The sequence below is a fragment of the Rubripirellula lacrimiformis genome, from assembly GCF_007741535.1.
In the GTDB taxonomy this organism is placed as follows: Bacteria; Planctomycetota; Planctomycetia; order Pirellulales; family Pirellulaceae; genus Rubripirellula; species Rubripirellula lacrimiformis.
Genome location: NZ_CP036525.1, coordinates 3261727 through 3286471, shown reverse-complemented (window position 1 = coordinate 3286471; position 24745 = coordinate 3261727). Strand labels below are relative to the sequence as shown.

Below are 24745 nucleotides of genomic sequence, written 5' to 3'. Positions count from 1 at the left end.
TGGGGTGAGCCGAAAGTCTTGGCGACTTGCGCTACGAGTTGGGGCGATCGCCCAAACGGCTCAGCCTGGGGTGGGCCGAAAGTCTTGGCGACTTGCGCTACGGGTTGGGGCGGTGCGGGGTCACGCGGCGGCGCAGGTCGTGCACCGGCACTTCCGGACTGACACAGCGTTAGTACTTGACGTGTTCGCGCAGGCAATCACTGTCTTCGGGGGTTGGTGCACCAACTTCGTCGACCGAATGTGTGTACAGATATCGCCACACCGGTTCGAACAGAAACTCCCCTTTCTTATTCTTGGGGGATGCCCTGCCCGGCACGACGGAAGAGTGAGCCTTGCCGGCATCGCCACCGACATCCGCCGCCGAAATCAGTCGCCGCGTATTGCTGTAGGGAGGGTCGGTGTCGTCGACGTTCACGATCGGTCCGAACGCATGCATTCCGAGCATTTCCCAGGACCGGCAATAGTGATCTCCCGACCAACCGCCATCGAGCACATGGCTGAAACCGAAGAATCGATTGGCAGGTGTCGCTGATGGCAATGACTGCCAATCCTGATCTTGGTCACGGGGACCGCATAGCATCACGACGCGATCGACACGCTGATGTTTGGCAAAGCGAGCAGCGGTCGTGCTGCCGTGCGAACTGCCCGATACGATCACTTTGTCCCAGCGGACTCGTTTTCCATCGTCGCTAAGAAATTGCGACCATTGCCCCTGTGGGTTTTCGCTTGCAAGCCAACGGATCATCTGGCGAGTCCGCTCCGCTGCACCGTCTGGCACTGTCAGATCCAGTTCGTCACTGAAATCGAGTCCGGTGGCAGCTTCTAGGCGAATGTTTCCACGCGCGTAAGCGTCGCGAGGGGTAGGGCGGCAGAGTTTTCCGAACCACTGCTTCGCATAGCTGACTTGGATCGCATGCAGTCCATAGCTGTTCAATCGATCGAACAAAGCCGTGTTGTGACCCATCAACCAGATCACCAGTTTGCCCTGTGACGGGACTCTAGTATCCACCGACGCATTTTGAACATCTTGAGGCTTGCCGCCCTTTTCGATCAAAAAGTCGATCTTGGGATGTGCCTTGACTCGGTCGTCCAATTCACTCGCTCGCGCCGCGAGCCGGTACTGCTGCGGATTCGGATCTGCGGCGACTTGACCATTGGCACTGCGTTTTGCGGCGGGCCGTGGAGCATCATCTGCACCTGCGACCGCACGATGGGCCGTCAACTGCAGAAACTTCGCGTACTGTGGATCCATTCCTTCGGGACGAAACGAATTCCCCACTGAACTGACTCCCAAGACGCATTCGTACCAGACGCACGCGCCCAAGTATTCGCCCGCGGTGTTGGCGTGGTGCCCGTCCATCCGCAGCTGTGGCTTTCCGTCCGCCGTGCCCCAATTCCAACCGACATGCAGCGAATGGGTTGCATCCGGCAACGCAGGCGAAACCAGCGACTTGGGTTGAAAATCCGCGGGTTCGCGATAACCAAAGTTTTCGTCGGTGTCAGCCAGGAAGAACGCATCGCCCACCGGGATCCGTTTGGCACCTAGTTCTTGCGTGATGGTGCGGTACGCGTTGGTCAGACCGTGATACATCTCGGCCTGGTCGCTTGGCTCGCCAGCCTTGGGCGACTTGCCACTGAAACGCGGATCGTCACTTCGATAGGCCCAAGTTTGGTGCACCAACAACTGCGACGCGGGCGAGTAACGGCGGATCACGTCGGCCAGCTCGTTCGCGTGCGGCCGATAGGTTCCGATGTCGTGACTCTTGAAACTGACTTGTTGGATGGTGACGAAGTCAAAGTCTTCGGATTGCAAGGTTTCCTGCAAACTAGCACCACTGCGATACAGTCCTTGTGGATCACTTTGGTCGACCGAAAACGCTTTCGCTTTGGCGGCGTGCTGTTGCAGCGAGGATCCGCCAATCGTTAGTCGGTGCACCGATAGATCGTGCCCGGATGCGGCCGCCAGAGGCTCCAGAAACCGAGTCGCGTTCTGGGTGAAGCTGTTCCCGACCGCCAAAACACGTACCGGCGATGGCGATGGATCTGACGCCGGCGCCTTCGATGCGCCGGACCGGCCATTATCGTCGGCCGCAGTGGCCGATTCGCAGTGTGAGATTCCGCAGAGCGATAGCAGGCTCTGGGAGGCGAGGAAAACAAACGCGATCGCAGTCGGTCGCAAACGGGAGATGATCATGGATGCCGATCAGTGGAAGGTGGGAAAAATGGTGGGCAGGAAAGGGGGGCGTGTACGACACCAGGGGGGGCGTTGATCCGGAAAGATGGAACAACCACTGGCCGAGCCGATATTGGCCGCCGGCGGTCTGCACCCCGACTTGTCCACGGGATGCGACGCCAACGTGTCGCATTGGGGCCGTCCCTGGATTCTAATGTAAATTCCTTCCCCGTACCTCCACTCAAGGACTCGTTGACCGTGCCCCACCGAATCGCCTCCTCCGCTGCCCGCCTATCCGCGTTCGCATTGCTGGTTTTGTCCGTCTTTTCATCGGCTGCGCCTGCCCAGACGAATTCCGGGGCGGATTCGAATCAGGCCGCCCCCTTCGAAGTCATGACCTTCAACATCCGCTACCTGAACAATAACGACGGCCAGGACGTGTGGGCCAATCGCAGCGACACCGTGATCTCGACAATATCCAAGGCGGATGTGGTTGGATTGCAGGAAGTGGTCAAGGATCAGTTGGACGCCGTCAAAGCGGGCACGGAAGGATTTCAGTGGTACGGTCTCGGACGTGACGACGGGAAAACCGGCGGCGAGTCGGCTCCCATCGGATTTCGTCGTGATCGGTTCAAAGCGATCGACCAGGGCACCCTTTGGCTATCGGAGACCCCCGACGTCGCGGGTTCCAAGGGCTGGGACGCCGCACTGCCACGCACCGTCACCTGGATGCTGTTGGAAGACCGTGCCAACGCGAACCGCTGGTACATCTTGAACACGCACTTTGACCACCGTGGCAGCCAAGCACGGGAAAATTCGGGCAAGGGCATCGCCAGCTTGGTCGACAAAAAGTCGGGCGATGTCCCAGTCGTCGTGATGGGCGACTTCAATGCGACCGACGATTCCCAGCCGCTGAAGAATCTACGTTCAGGCACCGTTGCCCCCCTACGCAGCGCTCGCACCCAGACGATCACTCCCGCCAGCGGCCCCACTGGAACCTGGAACGGTTTCAAGGCGATTCAAGACGGACGACGCATTGACCACGTCCTGGTCACCGATCAGGTCCAAGTGCTTTCGCACACAACGTTGGACCCTAAGACCCCCGAAGGTCGCTTCGCCAGCGATCACCTGCCGATCGTGGTCGAAGTCACGTTGAACGCCGCCGCGAAACCAGCGAAATAGAACGCTGCGGGGTTCGACTTGTTGGCTAGGTGAAAGTCGTCACCGGTTGGACCACAGGATCCAATCGTCGGCGATGACCGGTGTGGGGGGGACTGAAAGGAAGAGAAGTTCGAGTTCGAGTTTAAGTTCGAGTTTAAGTTTTTGAACTCGACACCAGTCTGCAACTCGAACTCGAACTCGAACTTCTGCTTCTGCTCCTGATAGCACAGCACAGCACTACGAACCAAACGCATCCGACTGGTCATCCGTCGAACCGCTGACCAGTCCGCTACGCATCGCTGTAACCCGCACGCATCACGAACGACGCCGGATCATTCCTGGACTAGTTCGCCCAGCAGTTTTAGCAGCGTCGCCCGGATTTGTGGTTCCGCATCCACGGCCAGATAGCTCGACTTCGCTCGCCAAGTCTCGTATCCCCCCAAGGCATGCTGCTCGGGCGTCGGCAGATAGCCGTTGTATCCATTGGCAAGTTCGATCGTAAAGGTTGGCTTCAACGCGCTTTGCTGCTTGATCGCCAGTCCTGTTTCGACAAACGTTTCGCAGGGTGACGACACGATCCCAAGATCGCCAATTCGCATCGCTTGCAACTTGACTGAAACGGACTCGGGATACTTTGCCATATCCACTGTTTCGTTGGCATAGATCGCTTGTCTGTCGCGATACGGCGGGTCTCCCGCGGCGGCCAGCACCTCTTTTGCCCGGCGAACATCATCATCGCTGGGACGGCGAACGCCCAAATTCAGTTCGGCTTCGCGCATCTGCAAGGGCACCCAGTCGTAGAACTCGATTCGTTGGTAAGTCGAGTGCACGGTATCGGCCAGGTCGGCACCGACTAAACGAATCTGTTCGAACGTGTCCTGCTGAGGCATGCCTTCAAAGAAGTTGATGTTGTTGATATCGCCGCTGGTGCCGTTTGACATAATTCCGACAAACGCGGGTTCGTTGTCGCCAGATTTGGACGCTGAATCAGACTCAAATTCCGCAGCAAAGCGATTGGCAAGCTGGCGGGCAAATTCGCCGAAATAGTCGGCCGACAATGAATCCGCTGGCACACCACCGACATAGTGCAGCGAATAGTTCGCAAGCACCGCGATAGGTCGTCCTTCGGTTGACTCGACCGCCAAGATCGCGACTTCGGGGTCAACCAATCCGGCCGGTTTCAGCAGTTCTTTGCTATCGCGTGGTGGATTCATTCGCACTCGGTCGGTGCCTTGATCAAAGGGATCCGAAACGTTCGATCCGGGACGCATGTACCAGCGGCGATTGAAGACTTGTCGGGGATTGTTTCCGACCGCCCAACCGATCTTGGCGGGTTGAAGCAATTCGATGGATCGAGCGATACCGTCGGCGATCTTGTCCGCCAAAAACTCGCAATACTCGGTTTCGGTTGGGCTTTGGAACACATGTGTCGCAGTGACCGCAGTGTGTGTGTGGGTTGCCGAAATCAAAATACGGTCAGCCGGAATGCCCGTCTTTTCCGATGCTTTCTCCTTCGCTGCGTCCATCACCCAGCGCGGGATCATGCAACTATCGCAAATCGCAAACGCAATTTGCGAATTCCCGTCGTCCAAAACCAAACAACGCGCATGAAGCGGATCGTGAACTCGAGTTACCTCTCGAGGCGTCATGCTGCCGGCCGATCCGATCGGCAATGTCACCGGTGTGATGTCCATCGCGAAGGCGCCGGCTCGAAACACACGGCTATCGGCGCCATTGGCATCACCGTCTTGTTTGGCATCCGCAGCGATCAAAACCCCGCTGGCCCAGGCACACGACATCCATAACAACACGCCATATCGAAAACACGCTGCATTCATCATCGACTCATTCTCACTGGGGGGGAAACGGTTTGTTGCCAGGCTGGCCAGTGTAGCCCATTTGGGCAAGCGCCCCTTGGCCTGATTTCTATGATAGACGCGTCCGATCGAGCCGTTTATAGTGGACGGTCCTGCCTCGAATCCCCACCTAAAAACTCCCCTGATTCGCCGATGCCTTTCGTGCGATTTCGAGTGATCGCCATGTTCGCATGCGTGGTCCTGTTACCGCTTGCTGCCCGCATCACCACGGTGTGTGCCGACGATAAAGCCGCGTTGGTCGCTTGGGAAAAAGCTTACGTCGATGAAGTTTTGCCCGTTTTGAAGCAACGATGCGCCGAGTGTCACGATGGCGACGAAGCGGATGGCGGATTTGACTTGGCAAAATTCGCAGCCGAAACACACCTGGAAACCAAAGCGGATGTTTGGGATCAAGTTGGCAAGCGGCTGCGTTTGAACGAGATGCCTCCCGAAGGCAGTCCGGGACTGAACGATCAGCAAAAATCGTTGCTGCACCGATGGATCGATTCCAAGCCCGAGCGAGACATCTGTTCGCAACTTGCCACCGATGAAACCAAAGCTTGGTACCGCGGTTACGTGATGAGTCGTCGATTGACGCGGACCGAATACTGCAACGCAGTACGCGACTTGGTCGGAGTATCGGTGGCGGATCCGTCGTCGATTCCATCCGACGGGTCCGGCGGCGAAGGGTTCGATACCGCGGGCGATGCGTTGTTCACGTCCGCCATCCACGTCGAACGTTATCTGCAAATTGCAAACTCGGTAATCTCGGAATGCCTGCGCACGGATTCCCCGAATCGCCCCCGGATCATGGGCGATGGCGACGGCCATCCACAGACCCGTGAGAACGCCGCCAAGATTGTGTCGCAGCTGGCACGCCGCGCATGGCGTCGTTCGGTGGGGCAAGAAGAGGTCGAACGATTGCTGGCTCTGTTCGATGCTTCGATTGACCGAGGTCAGGTCTTCGATACCGCAATCGCTGAACCTTTGACCGCCATTTTAGTGTCACCCAACTTTCTGTTTGTGGTTGAAACCGAACAACCCGAAGGCGGTGTCCAACGCCTAACGGATCACCAATTGGCGACACGGTTAGCCCTGTTCCTGTGGTCATCGATTCCGGACGACGAACTGTTGGACGCGGCGGACCGGGGCCAACTTCGCACGAACGAGCAAATCTTGGCACAGACCGAGCGAATGCTTGCCGACGATCGCGCCCGCGCCATCGGCGAGAGCTTTGGATTGCAGTGGCTGGGATTGACCCACTTTACCTCCAGCGTGCGTCCCGACCCGGAGGTCTTTCCCGATTACGATCCCGGCATTGCTAGGGATATGCACGAGGAAGCGGTCCGCTTGGTCAGCCGGGTGTTTCGCGAAAACCAATCGGTGTTGGACCTGATCGACAGCGACCAGATTGAAATCAACGGCAAACTTGCATCTCACTATGGGATGGACTTACCGGCCGATGCAAACTGGCAACGCGTCGATTCCGATGATGGACGTCGTGGCGGTGTGCTGACCCTGGGCGCCGTACTGACCTCGGCATCGTACCCCCGGCGAACCAGCCCGGTGCTTCGCGGCCGTTGGGTTCTAGAGGAATTGCTAGGCGGGAAGGTTCCGCCACCGCCACCGGGTGTGCCCGCATTGGAAGAGACCGAATCAGCGGAACACTTGACTCAGCGACAGCGACTGGAAGAACACCGAAAAAACCCGGCCTGTGCTTCCTGCCACAACCGAATGGATCCACTTGGGTTCGGACTCGAAAACTATGATGGATTGGGGCGTTGGCGCACCGACGACGGTGGACAAACGATCGACGCCTCCGGAAAACTGCCATCCGGCGAAACGTTCAGTGGGCCTGTCGAACTGAAACAGATTCTATTGAAACGTTCCGGTGAATTCGAAAAACACTTGTCGCGAAAGATGCTGGGCTTCGCACTCGGTCGCAGCTTGAACGAATTCGACAAATGCGTGATCGAGGATTGCCAGAAAACGCTAGCCAAGCGGCAACATCGATCATCGGCCATTATCGAAACGATTGTTACCAGTTACCCGTTCCAATATCGCTATTTCAAACCTGCGACGCCGGACGCCCCTGCGAAGTAAAACACGATGCGGCGCCGATACAGATTCCCGACCAGATCCCGATCCAACCTTCGATGATGCAAGTCCAATGACACAACCATCAAAAACAGATCCCAACCGGCGACAGTTTCTGCGCGGATCGAGCGCGATGCTGGGAATTCCATTTTTTGCTTCCTTGGCATCGGCGGAAAGCGAATCTGCCCAAGATCCATCACCGCCGCTTCGCAGCGCTTTCATTTACTTTCCCAACGGTGTCTGGGAAAAGGATTGGGTCCCCACCACCACGGGTTCGGACTACGAACTGTCGCCGTCGCTGCGTCCGTTGCAGTCGGTGAAAAGCGAATGTCTGGTGCTTTCCGGATTGGACAAAAAGAACAGCCACGGTGGTGACGGCCACTATGCCAAGACCGCCAATTATTTGACAGGTATGCCGGTCGCCAAAACCACGGGCAAAGACATCAGCAGCGGCGGCGTTTCGATTGACCAATTGCTGGCCAGTCACATGAAAGACCAAACGCCATTGCCGTCACTGGAACTGGGCACCGAACCGGTCATCAGCGGCATCGACAGCAACGTCGGATACACTCGGTTGTACGGTTCGCATATTTCGTGGCAAACCGCTACGCGCCCCGTCGCCAAAGAAATCAACCCACGAGTCGTCTACGAACGATTGTTCGGCCAGCGGATCAACAGCGATACGGAAACCGCAGCGTCCTATCGCAATCTGCTGGACTATGTCCTCGAAGACGCCACCAGCGTTCGCAAGAAACTTGGCCGCGATGACCAATTCAAAATGGACGAATATCTAGATTCGGTCCGTTCGGTCGAACGGCAAATCGAATTCGCCAGCAACGAACGTGACCGTTCCTATGAACCGAGTCCCGCGGAAAAGGCCTTCGCCGGATCGAAACCCGGGATGCCAACCGAGTTTCCTGAACACATCGATGTGATGCTGGACCTGATGGTACTAGCGTTCCAATCGGATTCGACTCGCGTTGCATCGTTCATGTTTGCCAACGACGTTTCCGGACGCAACTTCTCGTTCGTCGACGGCGTCAGTGGCGGCCACCACGAACTGTCGCACCACGAGAACAACGAAACCAAGATCGCTCAGTATCAGAAGATCAATGAATGGCACGTCGCGCGGTTTGCGCGAATGATCGAAAAAATGCGAGCGGTCCCCGAAGGTGACGGAACGCTGCTGGATCACAGCATGATCATGTTCGGTTCCAGTTTCTCTGACGGCAACCGACACGATCCCGACAACTTGCCGATTCTGTTGGCGGGCCGTGGCGGCGGGGCGATTCAACCGGGCCGACACTTGGCCGCCGAAGGACAAGTTCCCCTTTGCAACCTGTACCTATCGATGCTGCGAAAGCACGGCATGGAACTGGAAAGTTTTGGTGACAGCAACGGTGAACTCGCCGATCTATAGTCGGCGCGATCCGGTCGCACAGGCTGGCTACTGGCCGCGAAAGATTCGTGTCATCCGCAGCCTACCAACGACGACGACCTCACCGACGAATCGTCGAAAGATCCAAGTCGTTGTCGCGAACCTGCTGCAGCTTGACCGCCAACAGCCGACGAAAGCGTTCGGCAACCTGCTGATGTTCAGGCGAATCGATCAGGTTGGTGAACTGCTTGGGGTCGGCGTGCATGTCGAACAACTCGGCGCCTTTGGCACCGTCTTCGCCATACTGGATGTACGCCCAATCGTCATCACGCAGCAGGAAACCTTTCCGCATCGGAGCGACACTGAACGCGACGTCGCGGACTTTCGCGTCGGGGTCATCCAGAAGGCTGCCGATCTGTTTGCCCTGCAGATGATCGGGCACCGGCAATCCGCATAGTTTCGAAATCGAAGGATACAGATCCAGCAGTTCGACGAAGCTATTGCAAACGGCGGGTTGCTTGCCGGGAACGCGAACGATCAAGGGTACCGAAGCCGACTCTTCGCGCAGCGACACCTTCGCCCAAAAATCATGCTCGCCAAGATGATAGCCATGGTCGCTGGTGAAAATCACGATCGTGTTGTCTTCCAGTCCTTCGCTGCGAAGTGTGGCAAGCACCTTACCGACCTGTGCATCCATGAATGCGACCGATGCGTAGTAGCCACCCATCGCCTTGCGTTGCCGCCGCAAGTCCATCTTCATATTGCGGCTGGTTTTGTAGTTGATCCCAGCCTTGGGAATATCGTCCCAGTCGTTGGCGACGCGGTCGGGCAACGACAAATCGTCGAAGGGTTTGAAGTCGGAAAAGTACGGGCGTGGTGCAACAAATGGCACGTGCGGACGGACAAACCCAACTCCTAACCAGAATGGATCATCGCCGTGTTCTCGCAATAGCTGGCACGCCTTGGCAGCCGTCTTTCCATCGGAATGGACTTCATCATCGCCGTCGGCTTCGACCACCACGAAAGTGTTGCCGCCGACGACCGGACGCGTGCCATCGGGATTGCCTTCCAACGTTTCTCCGTCGCCAGCAGCCTTCCATTCCGGCCCTGGACTGTTGTATCGCTCGGTCCATGAAAGTTCGTCATCGGCACCATTGCCGCCATCGTGGTCGCGGCCATCACCGCCGGTTTCGATTCCGCCGGGAACCCCCATGTGAAAGATCTTGCTGACCCGCGCCGCAAAGTACCCGTGGTTTTTGAAATGCTGAGACCACATGGGGCGATCACCAATCTGGGGGCGTGGGTTGGTGTACCCCAGCACGCCAGTCGCATGGGGGTAATACCCGGACATGAATGACGCTCGCGATGGACCACAGTAGGTCGCTTGGCAGTAGGCCCGCGTGAACCGCGTTCCCCGATCGGCCAGCGCATCAATGTTCGGCGTCTGACACACCGAATTCCCGTAGCACGACAAGGCGGTGGACGTCAGGTCATCGGCAATGATGAACAGCACGTTCATCCGCTTGGCAGGCGCATCGCTGGCCGCAGTGTCAGCACTGGCCGGCGCAACCGGGATGGTCGCAAAGACGGCCAACAACATTCCTAGTCGCTGTATTGCTCGTCGCGGTATTGCCAGTCGCTGTGCACAGGTTCGGGTCGGCCGCATGAATGGTATCCCTTGTCACCAGAAAAAAAGTCGGATCCGCGTGGAACTCGTTTTAATCGTTCCCCTCCGGTGACGCAAAAGTTTGTGTCGCCGGTCTCTAGGGTTTACACTTTTCCATTCCCACCGCTTGAAGCTGCGCACCATCGGTCCGCGATCGAGCATCCACCCACCTTCGACACAAGATTCCCCATGCGATTGGATCCCAATATGCGCCCGCGTGCAATCAAGCCAGTGCGTTTGATTGCCGTGATGGCCGTGACGTTCAGTTTGTGCATCGTACCCGCGACCGGGTACAGCGACGAATCGCCCGAGAATCAAGCGAGCGAACGGGCACAGCTATCCTTGGCAACATTTGATGTGGATGCGACGCCGGATATTGGTTTTGCAATGGCATACGATCCAGTCCGCCGTGTCGACGAACTGGGCCTTCGCTGTCGCGGCATCGTGTTGATGGGATCCGGCAAACCGATTGTCATGTGCGCCGTCGATTGGATTGGCATCGGGAACCAAAGCCAAGATGTATTTCGCCAACGGATCGCGACCGCCGCAGGAACCGATCCATCACGCGTCGTCGTCCACACCTTGCATCAACATGATGCACCACGATGCGACTTTGGTGCCGAATCGTTGTTGAACCAGGTCGGGTCCGCTGACCTAGGCGCCCATGACGGCGCTTTTGCACGCCGGGTGATCGACCGATTGACGACCGCCATCCGTGACGCAGTGCCCAATGCGACGCCGATCACCCACGCTGGGATCGGTACAGCCGACGTCGAAAAAGTGGCATCCAACCGCAGAATCCAAGACGAAACCGGAAAGGTGGTGGCGACCCGTTACACAGCGACGCGTGATGCAAAGCTGCGAGCTCTTCCCGAAGGCACCATCGACCGTCAGTTAACTTCGCTATCGTTTTGGAACCAAGATAAACCGATGGCGGTCTTGACCTATTACGCCTGCCATCCCCAAAGCTACTATCGCACTGGGATTCCTAGCCCAGACTTTCCGGGCATCGCCCGATTCATGATGGGGCAAAGCGTGCCGACCGCACTGCATGTCCATTTCAACGGCGCCGGCGGCAATATTGGCGCCGGTAAGTACAACGACGGTTCGCACGGGAACCGCATGGTCCTAGCGAACCGAATCGCCGATGCGATGACCTCGGCACTGGCAAACTGTGAACGTTTCCCGATTGGCCCGAACGACGTTTCGTGGTCCGAATGCAAAGTTGCGCTGCCACCCGCGGTTCATCTGAATCGCGAAACGCTGACAGAGCAACTAAGTCAGTGGGGCACGAATGAATACTTTGGCGCACCGGACGAATTGGCGTGGTTGCTTCGCTGCGAAAGTGGTTACCAAATTCCGCTAAGCTGCCTGTCGGTTGGTAAAGTCCGAGTGTTGCACATGCCCGGTGAACTGTTCGTCGAGTACCAGTTGGCGGCCAAAGCCATGCGTCCTGATCTGCATGTCGCCATGGCGGCCTACGGCGATTACGGCCCGGGATACATCGGCACCGAAGCTGCCTACGGGCAGGGTGGCTATGAAACCAGCCAAAAGGCTTCCAACGTGGCTCCCGAAACCGAACAGGTCCTGATGGACGGCATGCGAGTCCTTCTGGATGCACCGGAGCCGAAAGAATGATCATTCGCCGCCTACGTACATGCCTGATGGCAAGCTTGTGGTCGATGGGCTGCAGTGCCGCGATCGCGGATGATCCGCAGTACGCGGACCAACTGCCTCGAATCGCGCCGACCGCCGCCGCCGATTCCATCGAAAAGCTGCGTGTTGCCGACGGATTCCGGGTCGACTTGGTCGCTTCCGAGCCGTTGGTCAATAGCCCTGTCGCGATCGAATGGGACGCGTCCGGAGCGATGTTTGTTTGCGAGATGCGCGGATACAGCGAAGATCGCGATGATGGGGTGTCGCGAATCACTCGGCTGCGAGACACCGACGGTGATGGCGTCTACGATGCACGCACCATCTTTGCGGACGGTTTGGCGTGGCCAACGGGGCTGTTCCCCTATGACGGCGGACTATTCATCGGTGATGCCCCCGACCTGTGGTACATGAAAGACACCGACGGCGACGGTGTTGCCGACCAAAAGCAGCGGGTACTGACGGGGTTCGGTACATCGAATGTTCAGGGACTGATGAATTCGTTCCGATGGGGACTCGATAACCGCATTCACATTGCCTGCAGCAGTACTGGTGGCGACATTCGCCCCGCCTACAGCGATCCGAATTCGTCGACGGTCAGCATCCGCGGACGTGACCTTGCCCTGAACCCACGCACGTTTCAGTTCGAACCCACCAGCGGCGCCGCGCAGCACGGCATGTCATTTGACGATTGGGGACGCAAATTCGTTTCCAGCAACAGCGATCACCTGCAACAGGTCCTGTACGACGAACAAGACATTGCCGGCAATCCCTATGTGATCACGCCACCGGCACGAATCTCGATCGCTGCGGATGGCCCGCAAGCAGAAGTGTACCGCGACAGCCCTGTCGAACCGTGGCGAATTTTGCGCACTCAACTGCGTGTGTCCGGCAAAGCGTCGGGGCCGATCGAAGGCGGCGGACGAGCCGCAGGATATTTCACCGGTGCGACCGGTGTCACCATCTACCGCGGTGATGCCTGGCCAAACCAGTGGAAAGGGTTGGCCGTGGTCGGCGACGTCGGCGGCAACCTGATTCACCGCAAACGCCTGCATCCCGATGGCATCCGTTTTATCGGTAAACGGATCGACCAAGAAAGTGAATTTGTAACATCCAGCGACATTTGGTTTCGACCGGCACAGTTCGCCAACGCACCGGATGGAACCTTGCATGTGATTGACGTCTATCGCGAGGTGATTGAACACCCCAAGTCGTTGCCACCGGAAATCAAAAAGCACTTGGATCTGACGGCCGGACGCGACCGCGGTCGAATCTATCGAATATCTGCCATCGATTCCGATCCGAAACAGGTGACTTGGCTACAGAACCAGCCCACCGATGTACTGGTACAGAACCTGGCCAGCCCCAACGCTTGGCACCGCGAGACAGCCGCCCGACTGATCTACCAGCGGCGTGATTTGGATGCCACTGCTGCGATACGGGCGCTGGCGGAAACCTGCCCCGATCCGTTGGGGCGGATGCATGCGATGTACGCGCTTGACGGATTGGATTCGCTGAGCGAAGCGGACTTGTTGATCGCTCTGGGTGATGATCATCCGCAGGTGCGACGCCACGCCGTTCGCCTGGCTCGTTCGGTGATCGCAGACCCTAGCAAGGTATCCAGTCCGATCACGGATGCATTGTTTGCACTTAGCGATGACGAATCGATCGAAGTGCGATATCAGTTGGCGTTCACGATGTCCGAATTTTCCGGTCCACGGAAAGTCGACACGCTAGCGTCGATGATTCAACACGATCTTGATTCGCCCGATATTCGCTTTGCTGTGGCAATCGCGATCGGGGCGGATGCCGACGCGCTGCGAACGAAACTGCAAAACAGCGATCGATTCGAAGGCCCCAATGCACAGGTCTTCCTGAAATCGTTGAAAGAACAGATCGATGCACGCAGTCGATCGCCGCATGCAACGACCGATCAAAATGCACCGACCGCGGATCGATCCACCGATGCTGGACCGGCCACCGCCCAAACGGAACAGCAAAAAGAAAAGCGAACCGAATGGATTCGCAAATACCGCCCGGTGCTGCAGATGGCAGCCGACACGAACCGTGGGAAGGAACTGTTCAAACAGCACTGCAGCGCGTGCCACATCGTCGAAGGCGTGGGCAATGCGGTCGGTCCTAACCTGGTTGCCGTCCAGACCCGCGGCGCAGAAACTCTGTTGACCGGGATCTTGGCCCCCAACCGCGAAGTCAATCCGCAGTATCTCGGTTTTGTCGTGCTGACCAACCAAGGCCAGGTGTTCTCGGGAATGCTGGTCGACGAAAATCGCAACAGTGTGACGCTTCGCGGCAGCGACGGGAAAGCACAAACGGTCTTGAAGATCGACATCGACCAAATGCGATCGACGGGCCTATCGATCATGCCAGAGGGCTTTGAAGAAAAGCTGGACGGTCAAGCGATGGCTGACTTGATCCAATATTTAATGAACGCGAGCTGAACCTTCATGCCCTTTGACTCCTTTGGCAAAATCCGTTTGATGACTGGTCCCATTCGGCTATCGATACTCTGTGTTTTGGTTGCCGCGTATACCGCGATCCTGACCGGTACCGCCGGTGCCGAAACGCTGCGACACCCACCGTCGTTGTTGGCCCAGTTAGAAAGTTCTGCCCCTGCGGACCTTGCCGCCGACGCGAGGCGGCGAGGAGACGCAAAACGGGGCGCGGTTGTGTTCTTTAAGTCGTCTGCAAACTGCGTGGGATGCCACAGCAGCGGCGACGAGGTGTCTCCGCTGGGCCCCAACCTGGCCGCACTTGGGCCGGCCGCCACCGACGCACACTGGGTCGACGCGTTGCTGAAACCATCGCTGCATATTCGCAAGGGTTTTGAAACGTATTCATTGATCACGGTCGATGGCAATGTCCACACGGGAATGCTTGCCGACCAATCGGATGAATCCGTGACGCTACGGCTGGCACAGGATTTGAACAAAGATTTCATTGTCGACCGCGATGATATCGAAGTGATGAAAAAGAACTCGACTTCGATGATGCCCGACGGGATCGTTGCATCACTGAAATCGCAGCGAGAGTTTCTTGACCTAGTCCGCTACGTCATGGAAGTCGCCGATGGCGGGATCGCCACCGCCAATCAATTGCGTCCGTCCGCAGATGATCTAGCGGTCAAAGACGACTCGTTGGACCTCGACCATGCGGGCATATTGCAAGGGTTAAGAAGCAACGACTTCGATGCCGGGAAACTGCTTTTCCATGGTGATTGTTCCAATTGCCACGGCAACGATGGGAACACACCATCGCTGGCAACCGCGCGTGCATTCGGGACCCAAAAGCTGAAGTTCGGATCAGATCCCTATCGCATGTTCATGACATTGACCAAGGGCAATGGATTGATGGCGCCGATGTCGTACCTGTCGCCCAAACAACGCTATCAGGTGGTTCACTACATTCGCGAGGCCTTCATGAAGGATCGCAACGACGACTTTTTCACGGTCGACAAGGATTACTTGGCATCGCTTCCCGAAGGCACCAAGGATGGGACCGAAGTCGAGTTGGTCGAACGTGATTTTGGTCCGGCCGTTGCATCCCAATTGCGACGTGACTACGCAAGCGTTCTGAATATCCGCTTGGGCGAAACCACCGCTGCGGTCGATCTGCACACAATGGATGTAGCGGAGGTTTGGTCGGGTGATTTTCTAGACCTTAGCCAAACCCAGCATTCGCTGCCGCGCGGCGAAGGCACCGCGAATCCGGCGGGCGAATCCATCGAATCGCTGTCCGGATGGCGTTGGGGACATGCCGATGGCGGCACGCCCACCATCGATTATTCACAAGAGGGACTGCTGCCACGCGGGCCACTGCCAGCGAAATGGATGCAGTATCACGGCCACTATTTGCACGGTAGCGACGTCGTGCTGAGCTATTCGATTGACGGTCGCGAAATCTTAGAACGTCTCGGTTCCCCGGATCCCGGTACGTTGATTCATGACATGGCCATCGAACCCGGTGGCCCCTTGGTGTTGTGCGTGGGTTCATCTCCCAAGTCAGCCAAGTTCAAACAGGAACCGGGCACATCGGACACGGTTCGAATTGCGGCATCCGCAGCGGATGGTTCGTCGATGTTAGTCCGAATGGATGGCGACATCGGCGGCATTCGTTGGGAACAAGACGAACAGTCACGTTTGGTGCTGTCCATTGCACCGGACGACCAGCCTAGGCAAGTGCGTATCACGGTCAGCGCGAATCCGTCGCCATCGGTCGCCTCGCCGGCCTTTGCCGAAATCAAACCGACAGAGCTGGTTCCTGATCTAAAGTCAATGACTGAAGGTGGGCCGCTGCGGTGGCCCGAAACGATTCATACCGTCGGTTATCTAGGACTTGAAAAATCCGGCTATGCGTTGGACACGCTATCGCTTCCCGACAGCACGCCATCGAACACCTGGTTCCGAACCTCTGGGATTGATTTCTTTAGCGATGGGCGGATGGCCGTGTCGACTCACGGTGGCGACATTTGGATTGTTTCGGGCATCGACGAAACACTGCTGGACCTTCGCTGGAAACGCTTTGCCGCTGGACTTTACGAGCCCATGGGTGTCAAAGTCGTGGGCGAGGACGTGTTCGTCACCTGCAAAGACCGTCTGGTGCGACTGCGTGACGTCAACGGAAATGGCGAGGCGGACTTTTACAACAGTTTCAGCGCTGACACCGACGTATCGACCAATTTCCACGCCTTCAACTTTGATTTGCAGGTCGATGACGAGGGCAATTTCTATTACGCCAAGAGCGGCCATGGTGCGGACTTTTCGCTGCCGGGCGCGGTTTGGAAAATTTCGCCCGATGGCAGTCAACGCGAAGTCGTCAGCACGGGCTTCCGGTCTCCCAACGGCATGGGCAGCATGCCCGGCGGCCGACTGACAGTCAGCGACAACCAGGGCCAGTGGATGCCAGCATCGAAGATCAACCTGGTTCGCAAGGGTGCATTTTTCGGTTGGGTTCCGACCTACAACAAGGCACCGTATTGGGCACCCGATGGCGGCAAAATAGATATCGACGCCGTGGTTCCACCAAAGAGTTTTGATCAACCGTTGGTGTGGATGCCGCAAGAGTTTGACAATTCATCCGGCGGTGAAATCTGGGTCGATGATCCGCGTTTCGGACCGCTTGCCAACCATCTGTTGCACACCAGTTTTGGAAAGGGATGGATGTCCTATCTGATGATCCAAGACGTGGGCGAAACTTCGCAGGCAGCGATCATCAAATTGCCGTTGGATTTCGTCACCGGGATCATGCGTGGCAACGTCAATCCGCATGACGGCCAGGTCTACGCCGCTGGTCTGCAGGGTTGGAACGGTGGCGGGCGTGCGGGGCTTGCCGACGGAGGAATCCAGCGAGTTCGTTACACTGGCGTCCCACCGCGAATGATCACCGACGCACGCGTTACCGCCGATGGCATCGAACTGGATTTCAACTTCCAAGTTTCGGACAACTGCGAAACGACCGCGGATGCGTTCAGCGGGCTGCAGTGGAACTACAAATGGAGCAAAAACTACGGTTCGGACCAGTACGATCCGCGTACCGATCAGCCTGGGACGCAGCAGCTTGAGATCCATTCCGTCCAGCTTTCGGCGGATGGAAAGCAGGTTCGACTGAACATTCCCGACATTCGACCGGTCGATCAACTTCGATTGCTTGTCAGCATTGAAGACGCGCGCGGCGATTCTTTCGACGAAGAAATCTACTGGACCATCCATGCCATCCCGGGCGCTAGCGCCACAGACACAACTCCCTCTCCATCCCCCGCCACCTCCAAGGCCCCCCAATGAAGCCAAGCACGTTTGTATTTTCAGCCGTGGCCGTTGCCGCGTTTCTGATCCTGCCTAGCCGATTCACTCATGCAGATGAGTCCGACAAGGTCTTCCTGGCTGGTGCGTCGACCAGCAACATTACGCCGCCCTTGGGCGATTCGATTGTTGGTAACTGGGAACCGATCCCTGCGACGAACGTTCACGACGAACTGCATGCCCGCTGCCTTGTCCTGGATAATGGACAAGACCGGCTAGCATTTGTGATCTGTGACAACGTCGGCATCCCCGCCGAAGTATTCGATGCGGCCAAGGAACAAGTGCTCGCTGCAACGGGCATGCCGGCCAGCCACGTGCTGATGGCGTCCACGCACACCCACTCGGCCACGTCGGCACGCGGATCGTCGAAGACAATCCGTACGAAAGAACTCAATGACTACCAGAAGTTCGTGGCACATCGAATTTCCGATGGTGTTCGTCGCGCGATCGCGAACATGGAACCAGCCCGAATCGGTTGGGGACGGACTGAAGAACCTTCGGAAGTCTTCAATCGCCGCTGGCACGTCAACAACGTCGCCCTGCTGAACAATCCGCTTGGCGGAGTCGACCAAGTGCGCATGAACCCACCGCGTGGTCACGAGGCGTTGGATCGTCCGGCTGGTCCAACCGACCCCGAAATCTGTTTCATCTCGGTCCAAAGCACCGATGGACGTCCGATCGCGTTGTTGGCCAACTATTCGTTGCACTACGTCGGCGGTGTCCCCAACGGTGACATTTCCGCGGATTACTTCGGTTACTTTGCAAACAAGATTGAAAAGAAACTGAACGCCAGCGAACAAACGCCACCCTTTGTCGGCATCCTGAGCAATGGCACCAGTGGCGACATCAACAACAATAACTATGCAGACAAGAACCCCAAGAAGTACAAGAGCTATGAAAAAATGGCGGAGGTTGCTGAAAAGGTTGCCAGCCGTGTCGCCGAAGCACACAACGATCTAACGTTCCATGATTGGGTGCCCCTGGCCGCGGCTTCGACTAATCTTCCACTGAAAGTGCGACAGCCGACCCCCGAGATGCTGGAACACCTGAAACCTTACATGGAAGCCAAGGACACCAAGTCCGACGGCCCGCGTAAGAAGGAACAAATTTACGCCGGGCGTATCGCCAACATCTTGGAATCGCCGAAGCAAATCGAAGTCCCCTTGCAGGCGTTTCGGATCGGCGACCTTGGGATCTCAGCGATCCCGTTCGAAGCGTTCGCAGAGATCGGATTGGAACTGAAAGACCGCAGCCCAACAGGGGAAACTTTCACCATCGAACTAGCAAACGGATCGTTCGGTTACCTGCCGACCCCGTATCAACATCGACTTGGCGGCTACGAAACGTGGTTGGGCACCAACAGCGTCGAATTGAAAGCGTCCGATAAGATCATCGCATCGTTGCTGAAACTGCTAGAGCAGCCGACGACAAAGAACTAAGCGGTTCGCCGGTCTTCGAAGAGAGACCGGATGACGAAAACCGGATGACGCCAGCGAGTGGACCAATGCGATCCACTCGTTGGCAGCCCGGGAGATTGAAGCCGCAGCGAAGAAATTGCCCCGGCAGATTTCGCGGTCTAGTTTCAGCAACGTCGTAGGATTCCATGCAAGCTTCGTGTTCAGGTAGCGGAACTCGTCAAGAGTTTCGGATTCGAAGTGACTTACGAAAGTCTTGACGACTTCCGCTACGATGCTTGCACCTTGCCACGGTGCCGTGGGAGCTTCGTGTTCGGGTAGCGGAATTCGTCAAGAGTTTCGGAATCGGCGTGAATTACGAAAGTCTTGACGACTTCCGCTACGATGCTTGTACCTTGCCACGGTGCCGTTGCAGCTTAGTTTTCAGGTAGCGGAACTCGCCAAGAGTTTCGGAATCGAAGTGACTTACGAAAGTCTTGACGACTTCCGCTACGACGCTTGCACCTTGCCACGGTGCCATGGCAGCTTCGTGTTCAGGTAACGGAACTCGTCAAGAGTTTCGGAATCGGCATGACTTACGAAAGTCTTGACGACTTCCGCTACGACGTTTGCAGCGAAGCTCATTCCCTTCGGCCGAGAAAAGCTTACTCGGCCCTAGACCTTGGAGTGGCGATAGGGATTGAACAGCAGGTAATTCAGGTGGCGATACAGATCGCTGTCGGCTAGCAACTCGGCATGCTTTCCTTCACCGACCAAACGCGGGCCGTTCAACAGGACCACTCGGTCAGCCGAGCGAAGCGTTTGCAGGCGTCGTGGTAGGACGACAACAAGCGAACCATTCTCACTGAGCTTTCGCAGCGCTGCCAAGCAAGGATCATTGGTCAGGTGTTCGGCGGGCGGTGGCGGTTCGCTGGCCAGGACGATCGGTGGCTTGTGTAGCAGCGCTCGGGCAACCCCCATGGCATAAGTCGTTTCGACCGTCAACGAAGAATCGCCAGGCGTGATGATCGTGCTGAGCCCGTCGGGCATCCGCTGCAACCGCTCGTACACATCCACTTCTTCTAGCGCCGCCACAAGATCGCTGTTGTTGATCGATTCGTCGTCCCCACGCATGTTTTCCATGATGGTCCCTTCCCAAACCGGACCATCCGGTTCGATCCACATCACGTGCCGGGCCAATGCCTGTGGGTGCACGTCACGCAATTGGATGCCGTCCAAGGCGACGCGGCCTTCGCTGGGCGTTCCGAATCCCATCAACAGTTCTGTCAGTGCTCGCGTCGGAACCGGGTCGGTGCCCAGAATCGCGACAAAGGACTTCGGTTTCAGGCTTAGACTGAGGTGGCTTAGGATCGGGTTGCCGTTGGAATCCCCCAGCGTCACGTCGCGGATTTCAACGCCGTCGCGTAGCCCAGCCAGGCCAACGCGTTGTTCGCTTGGTGCGATCTCGCTACTGCGGTGCAAGTACTGGTAGACCGCGTCACTGGCTTCGCCGCTATCGCTTAACTGGGCAGCCAACCCTATCAATCGCCCCGCTGCTGCGATGGCGCCGCCCAGCGCCAAGCCGATCGCCAGCGCGGCGGGAAGGCTAAGACCGTTGTCGACGCCAAACAGGTTCACCCCCAGCCCTAGCAACATCACCGCAACGGCCGCGGACAATGCAAAGAACAGGATCGGCCAAATTCGGCCCAGCCGCGCATCTTCGTCGTAAATCCGGCGATACAAGGATTCCAATTCTGCCTGAAACGCGTGGTCCGCCAAACCCTGGGAATGCAGTCGAGCCAGCAAAGGCGCCTGCCCCACCAGTTCCGCCATCCGTCGTCGCGAACGCGGGACTTCCCAGTGGTTCAATTCCGATTCATCGTTACGTCGCAATCGACGCGACAATTGCCACAGCAAAACGCCACTGACCACCGCCAAGAGTGCTAACCAAACATTGATCATCAACGCGACGGCGACACATCCGACCAGAGTCAACAGGCTGCGAGGAACCGCGCGGTACCACAGCGATAGTCCCTTCTGAACCAGCGGCAACTGTTTGCCGATCAACAATTCCGCGCGGACATGCTGCGCCGCGGCGCCTTCCAGTTCGGCGCGTCGAAGACTCTGACGAAGCACCCGTTGGTGCAAAGATTTAACGATTCGACAGGCGCGGGCATCGGCGGCCCGGCGATGGAGCCAGACCGATACCGAAAAGATCGTAGCGACCATGAACGTCAGCCCGACCAACCAGGTCAATTGAGTCAGCGGGGCCAACTCGGTCAGCGTGTTGCTGATCGGGATCCGCAGGAAGGCTCCCAAACGAACTTCGGTACCGCTTAGCCCGTTGGAATTCAACAGCAACGCGATCACGCCCACCAAGATGACTAACACCGGAACCAACAATCCAGCCAACGCCGCCCATAGGTAGGCTAAAACGGCGCCGCGGGCTTGTGGTTCACTTCTTGGCTGCGATAGCGTGCTGAATCGGCTCAACCTCTTCGGCTCCCGGCTGTGGGTTTTGGGAATCTGAAATCGTTCGGTTCAGCGTTGGTCAAAATCGGCAAACCGATCAGGCCAAGTCGCGGTCCTCGAAAAGCAACATCGCGAGCATCCATATCGCGATTGCGAAACATACAAGATAGTTGAATGCACCCGCTAAGTAGATCAGCGGAATCGGATTTCCAGCATCCACCGCGGATTGGACGTTAAAGATGTTCAGGTTGGGCACCACCACCGCTATCAATTTGCCCACAAAGCCAACCAATTCGTTGTTCCCCTCCGTCGAAGCGACCAAGGGCGAGGTCAGGTTGCCGATCACGTAGATCACGAAACAGGTGATGAAGTTCGCCAGCAGCGGCAGACGAGTGGCCAGAGCCACCGAAATCGCACCGATCGCCATCGTTTCCATGAAGTACAGTCCCAGGATCGGGATCGTCGTCATGATTTCTTCGTGACCGACTTGCCAAGTCGTGGCGGCACGCGATGTTTCGCGAGCATCGTAGATTGGCTTGTAGCTGATCACGATCAGCAACACCGCGCCGATGATCACAAACAGCACCAACACGGACAGCATGATCCCGGCGTATTTGCCCAGGATGAACGATCGACGGCTGACAGGCTTGCTGAGCACGGTCAGGGCGGTACGCCCTTCGATTTCGTCGCTGACGGTTGTCCCTGCACTCCAAACGGCCTGCAACATGCCCATCACCATGATCAGCGTGACACCGCTATCCTTCAGCAATCGAATGTCGTCACCCAGCGTGTTGAATGGATAGAATCCAAAGAACACCACACCGAACATGCCCAGCGCCAACAGGAGCAGATACAGCGGTTGAGCCATCTCGTTTTTGGCAGTCGACAGAGCCAACGCCCAAACGCGAGGCGCCGCCTGGCGGAACGCCATGATCGCCGTCATCGACAAAAAGAACGACACCGCCAACATGACGATCGACGACGCCTGCGGAATCGGTGGCAGACTGGTGATCGTAAAGACAACGGTCGCTGGATTGATTTCACGGTTCTGAATGTGCAGCCGCGTCGCGTCTACGGGAACCGGTGGCGTTTCGCGTTCGGCGGACCGAAACACCAACTCATCGTCAGCGTTGACCCGGTACGGGACGCTGGAAAACGATGAGGTATCGCCGGAGTCGGCCAACAAGACCGTTTTGTCGCTGCGGATTTTCAACACCGACATATTGCGAAGATTGTAGTTGACGTTGGCCGGATGGAACGGCGATTCATCCGCGTCCCCATCTCCCACGCCCGGCACGGTGACCGATAATTCAGTCGTCCCATCACCAAAGAAGTTGACCGCCGGAATCGACCGGACAAAGTTCATCGGTTCGACGACCAGTGGCGTCGACGCCAAACCAATCACGATGAACAAACCGGCCACACTTAATAGGTACGGCACGACCCCTTCGCCCAGAATCTCGAACCATTCCGATCGCGTTCGATGCCACATCCCGTAGATGAACCCGAACCCCAGCAGCAGCCCGATGGTCATCAGCGGCATGATCAACGCATAGGCAAAATCATCCCCACCCACCATGGGCACATACACCATGCACAACGCGGCCCCGATGATTCCACCGATGACCAAGGATGCCGTGATCGCGATTTTGGGTGTATCCGCCAATCGCCCCAGCACCGGGACGAATGACAATAGCGATAGCAGTCCGTAGACCACAGCAGCCACGACCACGCCCAACAACAGACCGACGGCGATTAGATAAAGCGGCGTCAGCCAGGCGGGGACCCAGTTGGCACCTTGAGCCAGAAAGAGGCTCGAACCGGCCAAGGACGACGCTGCATCGATCATCCCGAAATTCGACAAATGGGCGTCAGAGACTCCCGGCGTCGTGATATCCGAGACGGCCCAGCCGCCAATCAATCCGTTCGTTCCAGACATCCATTCAGCGAGGCAGGACTTCATTTCGAGCCACCGACCGTTTCTTAAGCAACAGGGGGGGAAAAGCGTTTCAAGACAAATGATCGGCGCCACCGACCGTGGGTCGGGAAGGTTCGATGAGCCTGTTACGCATCAGAACCCAAAAAGGTTTGCCATCATTGATGCTTTTGGAACAACTCTCGCAGGTTCGCCGGGATCTGGGTTTTCGAGAGCCCATCGGGCGTCATCAGACAGCAGACGACCGTGATACTGCCCTCGGCAATCAAAACACCGTCGCTGGGTGCTGATCCAGCGCTATCCTGATGGCGATCCGGCGATCCAGCGACATTGGGGCGGTCGGCCAATTCCGGCACCGGATCTCGCAAGAAGCGAAATTCGTAGCGAACGCTGCTGGAACCGATCTTCGCCACGTGGACGTCAATTCGCAGCACATCCTCGAAGCGGGCCGCCGACAAATAATTGCAATTGGCGGCCACACGAGGCCAGCTGATCGGATGTTGGCCATCGACCGGCTTTGGCAGCACAGAAATGCCCAAAGACCGCAGCATTTCATGCTCGGCGGATTCCATCATTGGGAAAAACGCCGAAAAGTGAACGATTCCGGCCGCGTCGGTATCACGAAACTCGACGCGGCGTTGGGTACTAAACACAGAATCGACGCTAAAAGGGATGGCGATTTAGATCGTCCAAGCTAGGAAAACACCGCCATCACGCATCCGACGGTCTACTCGCCGACGTACGGCAACAGAGCCATGAAACGGGCGCGTTTGACAGCAGCGCTGACCGCGTGCTGGCTGGCAGCCGTACAACCGCTCTTGCGACGGCCGACGATGCGACCTTGGCGATTGATCATCTTCTTTAGCAGGTCGATGTCCTTGTAATCCACGTACATCGGCCGCGGGCGGTGGCCATCGACGAAGATCGGATCTTTCTTTTTGGTTCGCGATCGGACGCGACTACGTTTGCGGGCACGACTACGCGTGCTCATCGGGCGTGGAGCCATCAAGTACTTCTTAACAGGGGGGGTGAACGGACATTGGCCGGCGGTCATCCAAGGAACGTTACATTCCAGGGCCACCGACTCACCTATCGGCAACCAGTGCTGGCTGAACCGATCCGAAAAGTATGTCCTGTGAAAAA

General features: G+C 57.3%; 15 protein-coding genes. 7 read left to right on the top strand and 8 right to left on the bottom strand.

All coding sequences use genetic code 11. The features are described from left to right. Positions 1–169: 169 nt before the first annotated feature. Positions 170–2194, bottom strand: a complete 2025-nt coding sequence (locus tag K227x_RS31140; RefSeq protein ID WP_246146748.1) for a BPSS1187 family protein — start codon at positions 2192–2194, stop codon at positions 170–172. Positions 2195–2431: 237 nt separating this feature from the next. Here K227x_RS31140 and K227x_RS11645 point away from each other — a divergent pair, with 237 nt between their 5' ends. Next, positions 2432–3355, top strand: coding sequence for an endonuclease/exonuclease/phosphatase family protein (locus tag K227x_RS11645; RefSeq protein ID WP_246146747.1), 924 nt, complete (start codon positions 2432–2434; stop codon positions 3353–3355). A gap of 311 nt (positions 3356–3666) precedes the next feature. On the opposite strand, the gene K227x_RS11640 is transcribed toward K227x_RS11645, so the two are convergent. Then, the gene (locus tag K227x_RS11640; RefSeq protein WP_145169646.1) at positions 3667–5175 is read right to left on the bottom strand and encodes a hypothetical protein; all 1509 of its coding nucleotides are present in this window, start codon (positions 5173–5175) and stop codon (positions 3667–3669) included. A 168-nt stretch (positions 5176–5343) separates the two neighbouring features. Between K227x_RS11640 and K227x_RS11635 the strand changes: the two genes are divergently transcribed. Both K227x_RS11635 and K227x_RS11630 read left to right on the top strand, forming a co-directional pair. Beyond that, positions 5344–7293: a DUF1592 domain-containing protein gene (locus K227x_RS11635; protein ID WP_246146746.1), complete on the top strand. Its 1950-nt coding sequence runs from the start codon at positions 5344–5346 to the stop codon at positions 7291–7293. 67 nt (positions 7294–7360) lie between these two features. Beyond that, positions 7361–8707, top strand: coding sequence for a DUF1552 domain-containing protein (locus K227x_RS11630; protein WP_145169645.1), 1347 nt, complete (start codon positions 7361–7363; stop codon positions 8705–8707). A 79-nt stretch (positions 8708–8786) separates the two neighbouring features. Here the strand turns inward: K227x_RS11630 and K227x_RS11625 are convergent, their stop codons facing one another. Next, positions 8787–10265 (bottom strand): sulfatase-like hydrolase/transferase, encoded by a 1479-nt coding sequence (locus K227x_RS11625; protein WP_145169644.1) that lies wholly within the window; start codon positions 10263–10265, stop codon positions 8787–8789. Positions 10266–10520: 255 nt separating this feature from the next. Between K227x_RS11625 and K227x_RS11620 the strand changes: the two genes are divergently transcribed. The 4 genes from K227x_RS11620 to K227x_RS11605 are packed head-to-tail and all read left to right on the top strand — an operon-like array spanning position 10521 to position 19239. Beyond that, entirely contained in the window at positions 10521–11969 is a 1449-nt protein-coding gene (locus K227x_RS11620) for a hypothetical protein (RefSeq protein WP_246146745.1), read from the top strand. Beyond that, on the top strand, positions 11966–14443 hold the full coding sequence (locus K227x_RS11615) for a PVC-type heme-binding CxxCH protein (protein ID WP_145169643.1): 2478 nt from the start codon (positions 11966–11968) through the stop codon (positions 14441–14443). Before K227x_RS11620 ends, K227x_RS11615 begins: the two co-directional genes overlap by 4 nt. 6 nt (positions 14444–14449) lie before the next feature. Next, complete coding sequence (locus K227x_RS11610) at positions 14450–17782, top strand: DUF6797 domain-containing protein (RefSeq protein ID WP_145169642.1); 3333 nt, start codon at positions 14450–14452, stop codon at positions 17780–17782. Next, positions 17779–19239, top strand: a complete 1461-nt coding sequence (locus K227x_RS11605) for a neutral/alkaline non-lysosomal ceramidase N-terminal domain-containing protein (protein ID WP_145169641.1) — start codon at positions 17779–17781, stop codon at positions 19237–19239. The genes K227x_RS11610 and K227x_RS11605 overlap by 4 nt, the downstream gene beginning before the upstream one ends. 465 nt (positions 19240–19704) lie before the next feature. On the opposite strand, the gene K227x_RS31395 is transcribed toward K227x_RS11605, so the two are convergent. From K227x_RS31395 to rpsR, 5 genes are all read right to left on the bottom strand, one after another. After that, positions 19705–19839, bottom strand: coding sequence for a hypothetical protein (locus K227x_RS31395; RefSeq protein ID WP_261343434.1), 135 nt, complete (start codon positions 19837–19839; stop codon positions 19705–19707). 30 nt (positions 19840–19869) lie between these two features. Beyond that, positions 19870–21687, bottom strand: coding sequence for an ATP-binding cassette domain-containing protein (locus K227x_RS11600; RefSeq protein WP_145169640.1), 1818 nt, complete (start codon positions 21685–21687; stop codon positions 19870–19872). A 76-nt stretch (positions 21688–21763) separates the two neighbouring features. Beyond that, positions 21764–23629 (bottom strand): ABC transporter permease, encoded by a 1866-nt coding sequence (locus K227x_RS11595; RefSeq protein ID WP_246146744.1) that lies wholly within the window; start codon positions 23627–23629, stop codon positions 21764–21766. A 131-nt stretch (positions 23630–23760) separates the two neighbouring features. Next, entirely contained in the window at positions 23761–24255 is a 495-nt protein-coding gene (locus K227x_RS11590) for an acyl-CoA thioesterase (RefSeq protein ID WP_246146743.1), read from the bottom strand. A gap of 74 nt (positions 24256–24329) precedes the next feature. Further along, positions 24330–24608: a 30S ribosomal protein S18 gene (gene rpsR, locus K227x_RS31135; RefSeq protein WP_246146742.1), complete on the bottom strand. Its 279-nt coding sequence runs from the start codon at positions 24606–24608 to the stop codon at positions 24330–24332. Between the last annotated feature and the right edge of the window lie 137 nt (positions 24609–24745).

What these genes read in the sequence shown, in the direction of transcription:
- K227x_RS11635 (WP_246146746.1), top strand. Translation starts at nt 5,344, where the DNA reads ATGCCTTTCGTGCGATTTCGAGTGATCGCCATGTTCGCATGCGTGGTC.
- rpsR (WP_246146742.1), bottom strand. Translation starts at nt 24,608, where the DNA reads ATGGCTCCACGCCCGATGAGCACGCGTAGTCGTGCCCGCAAACGTAGT.
- K227x_RS11640 (WP_145169646.1), bottom strand. Translation starts at nt 5,175, where the DNA reads ATGATGAATGCAGCGTGTTTTCGATATGGCGTGTTGTTATGGATGTCG.
- K227x_RS11625 (WP_145169644.1), bottom strand. Translation starts at nt 10,265, where the DNA reads ATGTTGTTGGCCGTCTTTGCGACCATCCCGGTTGCGCCGGCCAGTGCT.
- K227x_RS11615 (WP_145169643.1), top strand. Translation starts at nt 11,966, where the DNA reads ATGATCATTCGCCGCCTACGTACATGCCTGATGGCAAGCTTGTGGTCG.
- K227x_RS11610 (WP_145169642.1), top strand. Translation starts at nt 14,450, where the DNA reads ATGCCCTTTGACTCCTTTGGCAAAATCCGTTTGATGACTGGTCCCATT.
- K227x_RS11620 (WP_246146745.1), top strand. Translation starts at nt 10,521, where the DNA reads ATGCGATTGGATCCCAATATGCGCCCGCGTGCAATCAAGCCAGTGCGT.
- K227x_RS31140 (WP_246146748.1), bottom strand. Translation starts at nt 2,194, where the DNA reads ATGATCATCTCCCGTTTGCGACCGACTGCGATCGCGTTTGTTTTCCTC.
- K227x_RS11595 (WP_246146744.1), bottom strand. Translation starts at nt 23,629, where the DNA reads ATGAAGTCCTGCCTCGCTGAATGGATGTCTGGAACGAACGGATTGATT.
- K227x_RS11630 (WP_145169645.1), top strand. Translation starts at nt 7,361, where the DNA reads ATGACACAACCATCAAAAACAGATCCCAACCGGCGACAGTTTCTGCGC.
- K227x_RS31395 (WP_261343434.1), bottom strand. Translation starts at nt 19,839, where the DNA reads ATGAGCTTCGCTGCAAACGTCGTAGCGGAAGTCGTCAAGACTTTCGTA.
- K227x_RS11605 (WP_145169641.1), top strand. Translation starts at nt 17,779, where the DNA reads ATGAAGCCAAGCACGTTTGTATTTTCAGCCGTGGCCGTTGCCGCGTTT.